The 1,825-nt window shown below is 64.9% G+C and carries 3 protein-coding genes; all 3 read right to left on the bottom strand.

From position 1 onward, the window contains the following. The coding region (locus AC04MI_RS24935; RefSeq protein ID WP_476499015.1) for a S4 domain-containing protein at window positions 1–352 on the bottom strand (352 nt) is incomplete at its 3' end. A gap of 5 nt (window positions 353–357) precedes the next feature. Beyond that, window positions 358–1,284 carry a peptidoglycan DD-metalloendopeptidase family protein gene (locus AC04MI_RS24940; RefSeq protein ID WP_108500273.1) on the bottom strand — a complete coding sequence of 309 codons (927 nt, stop codon included), beginning with the start codon at window positions 1,282–1,284 and terminating at the stop codon, window positions 358–360. Window positions 1,285–1,296: 12 nt separating this feature from the next. Continuing rightward, the coding region (locus AC04MI_RS24945) for a protein-L-isoaspartate O-methyltransferase family protein (protein ID WP_476499016.1) at window positions 1,297–1,825 on the bottom strand (529 nt) is incomplete at its 5' end.

The following is a 1,825-nucleotide window of genomic DNA, read 5'->3' on the forward strand; positions in this document are numbered from 1 at the left end:
CCATGGGCTCAGGCCGGAAGGCCTGGCTTTGGAGGGTGGGCCGCATCTCCAGCACCACCAGGTCACCGGCCTTGACCCGCGCGGCTGCCTTGAGAGCAGGCTTGCCATTGAGGCTGACCAGCCCCTGGGCCAGCAATTGCTGAAGATAGCTGCGGGAGAACTCAGGAACCAGCTCCACCAGCGCACGATCCAGCCGCTCGGCGTGCTGGCCTGGGCCCATCTGTAGCGAGCGCAGCTCGCTGTCCGCGTCGGCCAGGGCTTCCGACTCCTCGGCCAGCAGGAGGGAATCGCCCTCCTGCGCTGTCGTCACCTCAGACGCTTCGGGACCACCGCCCGGCGAATGATCCGCCATCGGACTCAACGGGATGGCAGATAGCGTGTGGGATCGACAGGCTTGCCCTGCCGGCGGATTTCAAAGTGCAGCTTGACGCGGTCTGCGTCGGTGTTGCCCATCTCGGCGATCTTCTGGCCCTTGCGCACCGCCTGGTCTTCCTTGACCAACAGGGTCTGGTTGTGTGCGTAAGCGGTGAGGAACGTGTTGTTGTGCTTCAGGATGACCAGGTTGCCATAGCCGCGCAGACCGGCTCCGGCATAGACCACACGGCCATCCGCCGCCGCCAGTACCGGGTCACCCGCCTTGCCGGCAATGTCGAAGCCCTTGTTGCGTGCCTCGTCAAACCCGGCAATCAGCGAACCCGATGCAGGCCAGATGAACGCCAGCTCATCCTCGCCCGCTGGCGCCGCCGCTGGTGCCGGCGTGGCTGGCGCCACCGCCACCACCGTGCCCGACGCAGCAGAGGCAGCAGGCTTGGCGCCGCTGGCGGCCGATGCAGGAGCCGCAGCCGGCGTGCTGGCTGGAGCGACGGAGGATGATGTGACCGGGCGTGTCACCACCCCGCTCTCAGAGGCCACCACCGCCTGGGTAGCGGACGGAGGAAGCACGCGCAGCACCTGACCAACTTCGATCAGGTTGGCGTTTTCCAAATTGTTCCAGCGAGCAATGTCTTTCCAGCTTTGCCCAGACTCCAGGCCGATGCGAATCAGGGTATCCCCAGGCTTGACCGTGTAGTAACCCGGCTTGCCAGCATTTTCTGCACCAGGCAGAGGCTTGATGGGGGCACCCACCACCACGCCCGGCTGTGCTGCGGGCGCTGGGGCAGAAGACGACGAAGAGGTGCCCCGATCTTCCACAGGAGCCTTGTTCATGCGGGTGCCACAGCCGGAGAGCACCAGCCCCGCCATTGCCACGGTAAAACCCACCACAAGACCACGCGATACGAACATAAGCAATTCCCTTTACGCAATCCCCGATTTTAGGGGGACAAAATGCACGGGTTCGAGCACGTTTTGTTTCAATCCGTGCGGGGTTTTGTCGATCACCAGCAACATTTGCTGCCCGCCGGTCAGTGCCATGGGTGCCACCAAGCGCCCCCCCACGGCCAATTGATCGCACCAGGCCAGGGGCACAGCATCGCCCCCGGCTGCGGCAATGATGGCCGCGTACGGAGCACCTTTGGCATAGCCGAGCATGCCGTCGCCAAACAGCAGGTGCACATTGGCCAGGCGGAACGGCCGCAAGTTGTCGCGCGCCTTGTCGTGCAGGCCACGCAGGCGCTCCAGCGTGTAAACCTCGCGGGCCAGCAGGCTCAGCACTGCAGCCTGGTAGCCGCAGCCCGTCCCAATTTCCAGCACACGGCCCAGCCCGCCATGACGTGCGCTCTCTGCGCCCAGCAGCAGCTCACACATGCGRGCCACCACGCTSGGCTTGGAGATGGTCTGGCCCARKCCKATCGGCAGGCTSGTGTCTTCRTAGGCCTGGTTGACC

The organism is Acidovorax sp. LjRoot204, from assembly GCF_056175785.1.

Excerpts from the sequence above, each read along its gene's own strand:
- AC04MI_RS24940 (WP_108500273.1), bottom strand. The coding sequence starts at position 1,284 with ATGTTCGTATCGCGTGGTCTTGTGGTGGGTTTTACCGTGGCAATGGCG.